This window comes from Pseudomonas fluorescens, from assembly GCF_000802965.1.
Classification (GTDB): domain Bacteria; phylum Pseudomonadota; class Gammaproteobacteria; order Pseudomonadales; family Pseudomonadaceae; genus Aquipseudomonas; species Aquipseudomonas fluorescens_A.
The window spans coordinates 31,376-37,908 of the sequence record NZ_JSAK01000030.1; the positions used below are offsets into that span (position 1 = coordinate 31,376).

General features: G+C 50.7%; 7 protein-coding genes and 1 pseudogene. All 8 read right to left on the reverse strand.

Annotated elements, in window-relative coordinates:
• Window positions 1-73: 73 nt before the first annotated feature.
• Window positions 74-595: a hypothetical protein gene (locus NL64_RS30705; protein ID WP_080758089.1), complete on the reverse strand. Its 522-nt coding sequence runs from the start codon at window positions 593-595 to the stop codon at window positions 74-76.
• A gap of 344 nt (window positions 596-939) precedes the next feature.
• On the reverse strand, window positions 940-1,827 hold the full coding sequence (locus tag NL64_RS23255) for a hypothetical protein (RefSeq protein ID WP_034150406.1): 888 nt from the start codon (window positions 1,825-1,827) through the stop codon (window positions 940-942).
• Window positions 1,828-2,009: 182 nt separating this feature from the next.
• Complete coding sequence (locus tag NL64_RS23260) at window positions 2,010-2,603, reverse strand: hypothetical protein (protein WP_034150407.1); 594 nt, start codon at window positions 2,601-2,603, stop codon at window positions 2,010-2,012.
• Between the two features lie 155 nt (window positions 2,604-2,758).
• Window positions 2,759-3,091: an imm11 family protein gene (locus NL64_RS30185; RefSeq protein WP_155292777.1), complete on the reverse strand. Its 333-nt coding sequence runs from the start codon at window positions 3,089-3,091 to the stop codon at window positions 2,759-2,761.
• A gap of 209 nt (window positions 3,092-3,300) precedes the next feature.
• Entirely contained in the window at window positions 3,301-3,651 is a 351-nt protein-coding gene (locus NL64_RS30190; protein ID WP_155292778.1) for an AHH domain-containing protein, read from the reverse strand.
• A gap of 23 nt (window positions 3,652-3,674) precedes the next feature.
• Window positions 3,675-4,688, reverse strand: a pseudogene (locus tag NL64_RS23275) (RHS repeat domain-containing protein); the annotation flags it as partial.
• Between the two features lie 41 nt (window positions 4,689-4,729).
• Window positions 4,730-5,158 (reverse strand): hypothetical protein, encoded by a 429-nt coding sequence (locus NL64_RS30195; RefSeq protein ID WP_155292779.1) that lies wholly within the window; start codon window positions 5,156-5,158, stop codon window positions 4,730-4,732.
• On the reverse strand, window positions 5,159-6,533 hold a 1,375-nt coding region (locus tag NL64_RS29810; protein WP_253277104.1), incomplete at its 5' end, for an RHS repeat domain-containing protein.

The window sequence follows — 6,533 nt, forward strand, 5'->3', positions numbered from 1 at the left end:
TACGTAGGAGCCGGCTTGCTGGCGATGGCGCTCCCAAGTACGCCATCGCCAAGCCGTCCGATGTTCCGCGCAATCAGCAGGTGCAGCACATCATCGGCATGCCGTTGCAGCTCATCATCATCGGCATGCTGCAGTCGTTCATCATTTTCATCATCAGGTTGCAGCAGTTTTTCATCATGTCCATGTTCATGCCGGCCATCGGCATGATTTTGCACATCATGCAGTCGGCCATGACGGTGCACTCCATCACGCACTTCATCGATGGCATCGGCATGCCCATCATTGGCGGCATCATTGGCATGGACATCATCATGTTCATCATTGGCTCGGCCATGCTCGCCTGGGACATGCACATCATGCTCATGTTGCCGCAATGCATCATCATCGGCATGCCGCAGTTCATCATCATCTGCATCATTTCAGCGCTGTTCTTGAACATGGCCATGTCCATGCCAGCGGCCGGCATCATCTTGCACATCATGCCGTCGTCCATCATCTCGCAGGTCATGGTCGCCATCATCATCGGCATGCCCATCATCGGCATCATTGGCATGGTGGCGTTCATCGGCATTTGCATCTGCATGGCATTCATCATGGTGTTGCTCCCTGAAGGACTGGATAGTTGGACGAAGCTGATGGGGCGGATTCTATGGATTCGGCCTAGCTCCACAAGCTGGCGGTCAAACAGCCAAAGTCGATGTCGGGGCAGCCTTAAAGATGCAGGCAGGACAGCTTATTCTGCTGTAACGAACAAACGTCCTTGGTAACGGATGAGGACAATGTCAGGGCGCGGATTTTTTGGTAATGGATATGCGGATTGAGTCTATGTAAATAACGCAAGGAAATAATCGGTCTAAACGCTCTACCACGCCCCCACAAAAAACCCGGCCTGAGTAGCCGGGTTAATTGTGATGTTCACGCTGGCGCCGCCCTGAGATCTCAGGCCAGGCTTGGCTTCGCCTCAGCGCTGCTTGCGCGTTCAGCATCCAGCAATACATCCAGAGTGGTGAGGAACAGGTCATGGCTCATGATGCCGGTGCACACCGTTGATAGCATCGCATTCCCGGCCTCGTCTTGGATGGTGACCTTCTCACTCCAGGCATTCAAATCGACTGAAGAAAGAGACGACACCGGGACTTTACGTCGGTCAACTTCCAGAAACTCGCGTGTCACAATAATTGTTTGAGTGACGACATTCAGGAAGTCCCCCGCGATCCGTTTGCGCCAGACCTGCCCGGTCGGCACGTATTTGAAAGTCACTGCTCCGCCAGACTCAAGCTTGTTCATCACAACCGGCAAACGCTCGCGGACGTGCAACTCACGTACCAACTGCTGAAAGTCCTGAAAGCCTTTCAACGACTCGATCACGCGATGAAATGGCTCACTTTCATTACGCCGGTACGCCAGGTTGGTGATCAGGCCAGTGAATGCCGCTTGCCCCGAGCCGAACAGATAAAGATCTTCTATTTCAGCAAACGCCGTAAATTGCTGCTGCTTTCCGCTGGCAGCCAAAATGCCGTGCTCGTAAACCTCATACTGGGTCCCGCGCAACTTCTTCTGCCACGCATAAAGTCCGAACAGGACCGCCGAAATGACGACCAGCAAGCCACTGACGGAATAGATCAGCAACTGCGGGCTGGAACCACGACTGGTGTTCGCCCCGGAACTGCCCGCCGGCAGGATGGTCCCCAGGTACAACACAAATCCTGCCAGACCCAACATGACAATTGCGAACAACAGCATGAAGACCAGAAAGCCCTTGCCGTGATGGAAGGTTTTGATCATTTGACCTGTCACGGCTGGAGCGGGTTTGGGTGATTGCTGCATGAGGTTGGTACTTCCCTAGTAGTTGATTTTAAAAACACCTTAATCCAGACGGATGCTGGTGTATTAAAGCATTGCATGCTTCGCGATGCAGGTGGCCGCTGCCTTGGTAAACGTAGCGAGACGCTGATCTATTGATTAGGTGCATTATCCATAAATTCATCCGATCAATAGACAACCCCCCACTAGTTATTAAATCGAATTAAATGCCGATATTGAGCGAATACTCCCGTATACTTAACGGCTTTGACTCCTTTTAAAATCATCTGATTTTCCTTCTCAAGTTTTTCTTTCAATTTTGCCACCGACTCGCTTAACCCCAACTCACTCTTGATTGCCAGCACCTCTTGCGGCGTGATCTTGACTTTACCAATAGCCACAATATCTACCGAGTCCGGAAGTGCGTTTGTCTCACCAAGGACATGCGCAACCAACGCATCAACCGACGAGAATATTTCCGCACCACCCAAGAATGGATCACCGGAATCGATAAGATAAAACTTATTTTCCACAGACCTATCGATTAAAACAAGCCTGCCACCAGAGTCGTCGCCCACCAAAAGCTGCCCTGGAAAATCCTTGTCTATTTCATAAGTAATATTGCGCTCAACTACTTGCTCCGCTGAATAAATCAATACTTGATCATCAAGCAAAGCGCCGTTATAGAGAGTCCAAAACTTGGCAACCCATATACCCTCATCCACCCCCAATGCGTTGAGAGCCTCATTGCTTGCGGCCGCCGACGCAGGCAATGGTACTTCTTTATATTTTTGTACCATTGAAACTAACCTTTGGAGTCACACCCAAACATAATTGGACTTTGACATTTGCAGCCCCCCATGCTTATCTCCTTACTATCAAGTCGTGGAGGCGCTATTTGGAGTTCGCCCCTTGAGCCACCCCTTCAAAACAAGCTTGCACCCCCGCATAACGATTAATAACTTCGTGCAACTTCCTTAAAGGCGATCCCTCTCAGGCCTAGCGCTTCTACAGTGTCTTTAAATACTTGACTTACATATAGCACTTGCGGATTTTCAGGAATGCGAAAAATCTCACGCACATGACTCTCTGAAATATTTAAAACCGCCTTATAAACGACGTAACCGCCCTCCCCCCTATCATAATCGGATTGTTCAAAGTCAAATGCATTTGATACCAACTCGGTAATAAATACGGCGACATCCCCTGTACGCGGGCCTAGCAGTTTTATTCTAGGAAAACCCTGCAGAAATTTTAGCGCATCATATGCTTTTTCTGAGACAACCAAGACAGGCCTGAAGAAAGTAAAAAAATCAGAAAGTTCTGATTTTTTTTATCATCACTATTATACACGACCTGAAAAATTTGTTTCTCAGGCACTAAAGTAGTTTCACCATACGCTAGCTGTGTAGCGAAATCTTGCAGACCTTCCGACTGATCCGCGTCGACCAATGTTTTATATCTGTCATCTTGTGTTATCGAATAAATCTTCATAGATCACCCAAATAATCCGGACCATTGCGCATCGCGCGGACTCGAAAGTAATGTATTACGAATTCTATCGATCGTTTTCAAAACCATCGGCTTGCCACCTGCTTTATCCGCACTAATTATAAGCTGATTTACATTTTCAAAATAAGAGTTTGGATGCTTACCATTATGCAGAATCCCCGGCACGCTCGAATCAACGTTATTTCGATTAGGCAAAAATACTCCATTGACCGCATCGTCCACATGAATATCATGCTTTGCCAAGACCGCTCTCGCAGGAGCTGCAAGCTTAGCGGTGTCACCAACGATATGATGAGCAGCTGAATTTGCAGGGCGGGGTGTTCCACCTTTTGTCATTTATTACTTAACGCTTTGGAACAAAGCCCTAGTGGATCAATCCACCCAATAGGATCAGGAGCATATTTGTATAAATTATATCCCCCATCCAACCCAATCGGATCCTGCGTTACAAACCGCCCCACCTCCGGATCGTAATACCGAAACGTGTTGTAGTGCAGCCCCGTCTCGTCATCGAAATACTGCCCCTGAAACCTCAGGTTCTGCTCGACGGCATTCACCGTCAGCTTTTCAACCGAACCCCACGCCTTATACGTCGCCTGCCAGACAATCTGCCCTTCACGGTCAGTCATCTCCAGCGGCGTACCAATCTGGTCGGTATGGAAGTAGTAAAGCTGCTGCTCCTCACCTTCCGCCTGATCGACACGCGCCAACGGCGCATAGCTGCCCGGTTCGTACACGTACAGACTGCTCTGCCCCGGACGCTCTTCGCGCAGCATCCGCAGGCCTTGCCACAGAAAGTGCTTCTGCTCGCTCAGGCCGTTAATAACGGACTGTTTACCGACCCGCCGCCCCAGGCTGTCGTACCGATAAAAACCGCTGCTTTCCAGCTTGCCATTAACCAACGTCTCGGCCTTGACCAACCGATTCTCACAGTCATAAACAAACGTCTGCAGCTTGCCCATGCCGCTGCGTTTTTCAATCAGGTTGCCCCACGCATCGTAGGCATATTCCTGATCCCGCCAGCGTTTGAGGCGGTTGTCTTTGACGTGGTCGAACTGGCTGGTGTTGAAGTTCAGCCGATTCGCCGCGGCGTCGTAGCGGAATTCTTCGCTGTCGACAAGCTTGCCGGTGTCGCGGCTGTGCAGCTGGCCGTTGGCTTCGTATTCGTACTTGATCTCGCCGCGCAGTTTGTCGAGGGTGCGGGTCAACTCGCCGGCCGGGTCGTACTGGTGACGGCGGTGGATCGGGTTGTAGGCGTGCTCCACCAGCAGGTCGGGCTGGATGCCGGGGTTGTGGATGCGCGAGAGTTTTTCCGCTGGCAGGCGCGAGGCGAACTGCCAGCTCTTGCGGCCCATGGCGCCGCTGTCGAAACACTTCAGATACTGGCTGTAAAGTTCAATTATAAATAATGCACTTAATAAGAGGGTATCAACCTTCCTATTTCTCCAGAAACGGTATCAAACGAAAACCTGAAATCATGATTATTTATATTGACAAAAAAATACAACCGCCCAGAAATATAGTACACATCTGAAAATATTCCTCCTTTTACTATGTTACTAGCACGAGCACTGACGTCCCACATTAATTCTCCGTCAGGCTTAACAACCAACGCCTTGTTTTTTTTATCATTAAATGGAGAAATAACCACCGCTATACCAGCAGCACCAATTAGTAGCAGAGGAATCAGCTTTTCGGAGCTCTCAATTTTATATAAGCGCCCAAAAAAAGACCACGACACTTCCCTTGGAAGTAACTCCCAAACGCTTAAACCTTGGGGATTAGCCTTACGATCATAATTCCCAAGCCCATCAACTACTGTAAAATCGGTGACATTACTCATTCAACCCCCACAGCTACTAGAATGTAACGCTCTCGGCTTGCCCACTGGTTGCATTTTTGCTCTATCTTGATAATTAAGTACTTGAAGCTGACTTCCCCCGCCAGGATAAACTCTCCCCCCAGAAGTTTGTGGACCAACAGGACCAGATTGCACGTGAACACCTTCAGGAATAAGGAATTTTTGCACATGTGAAATTTCTGGCTTAAATTCTGGAATTACCGCCAACTGATTTCTTACATAATCTACATCAGGGATATGATCCAATGTTGCCCATCCCCCTGGTTTAGTCTGGCCCGGTGACATCGCCATTTCGACAATAATGCCACCTTTTGGTACTGGGAATGACTCGAGCCGAGCTCCCGCCCCCCATGGATCCAGTGATGTTGGAGCTGGCAAAGCTAACGGGCTTAGCCCAAAAGGGTCAACATATGAAAGTGGGTTATCAACGTAGCTATACAGGTTTGCGCCACCAATTAACCCAATCGGATCCTGCGTAACAAACCGCCCCACCTCCGGATCGTAATACCGAAAGGTGTTGTAGTGCAGCCCCGTCTCTTCATCGAAATACTGCCCCTGAAACCGCAGGTTCTGCTGGACGTCATTGACCGTCAGCTTTTCAACCGAACCCCACGCCTTGTACGTCGCCTGCCAGACAATGCTCCCGTCCGCGTCCGTCATCTCCAGCGGCGTACCAATCTGGTCGGTATGGAAGTAGTAAAGCTTCTGCTCTTCCCCTTCTGCCTGATCGACACGCGCCAAAGGCGCATAGCTGCCCGGTTCGTAAACGTACAGACTGCTCTGCCCCGGACGCTCTTCGCGCAGCATGCGCAGGCCTTGCCACAAGAAATTCTTCTGCTCGGTCACGCCATTAACAACGGTCTGTTTGCCGACCCGCCGCCCCAGGCTGTCGTACCGATAAAAACCGCTGCTTTCCAGCTTGCCATTGACCAGCGTCTCGGCCCGCACCAACCGATTTTCGCAGTCATAAACAAACGTCTGCAGCTTGCCCATGCCGCTGCGTTTTTCAATCAGGTTGCCCCACGCATCGTAGGCATATTCCTGATCCCGCCAGCGTTTGAGGCGGTTGTCTTTGACGTGGTCAAACTGGCTGGTGTTGAAATTCAGCCGGTTCGCCGCGGCGTCGTAGCGGAATTCTTCGCTGTCGATCAACTGGCTGGTGTCGCGACTGTGCAGCTGGCCGTTGGCTTCGTATTCGTACTTGATCTCGCCGCGCAGTTTGTCGAGGGTGCGGGTCAACTCGCCGGCCGGGTCGTACTGGTGACGGCGGTGGATCGGGTTGTAGGCGTGTTCCACCAGCAGGTCGGGCTGGATGCCGGGGTTGTGGATGCGCGATAGTTTTTCCGCTGGCAGGCGC

Bases quoted from the DNA above. Each gene is read 5' to 3' on its own strand.
- NL64_RS23255 (WP_034150406.1), bottom strand. From the start codon at position 1,827: ATGCAGCAATCACCCAAACCCGCTCCAGCCGTGACAGGTCAAATGATC.
- NL64_RS23260 (WP_034150407.1), bottom strand. From the start codon at position 2,603: ATGGTACAAAAATATAAAGAAGTACCATTGCCTGCGTCGGCGGCCGCA.
- NL64_RS30190 (WP_155292778.1), bottom strand. From the start codon at position 3,651: ATGACAAAAGGTGGAACACCCCGCCCTGCAAATTCAGCTGCTCATCAT.
- NL64_RS30195 (WP_155292779.1), bottom strand. From the start codon at position 5,158: ATGAGTAATGTCACCGATTTTACAGTAGTTGATGGGCTTGGGAATTAT.
- NL64_RS30705 (WP_080758089.1), bottom strand. From the start codon at position 595: ATGATGAATGCCATGCAGATGCAAATGCCGATGAACGCCACCATGCCA.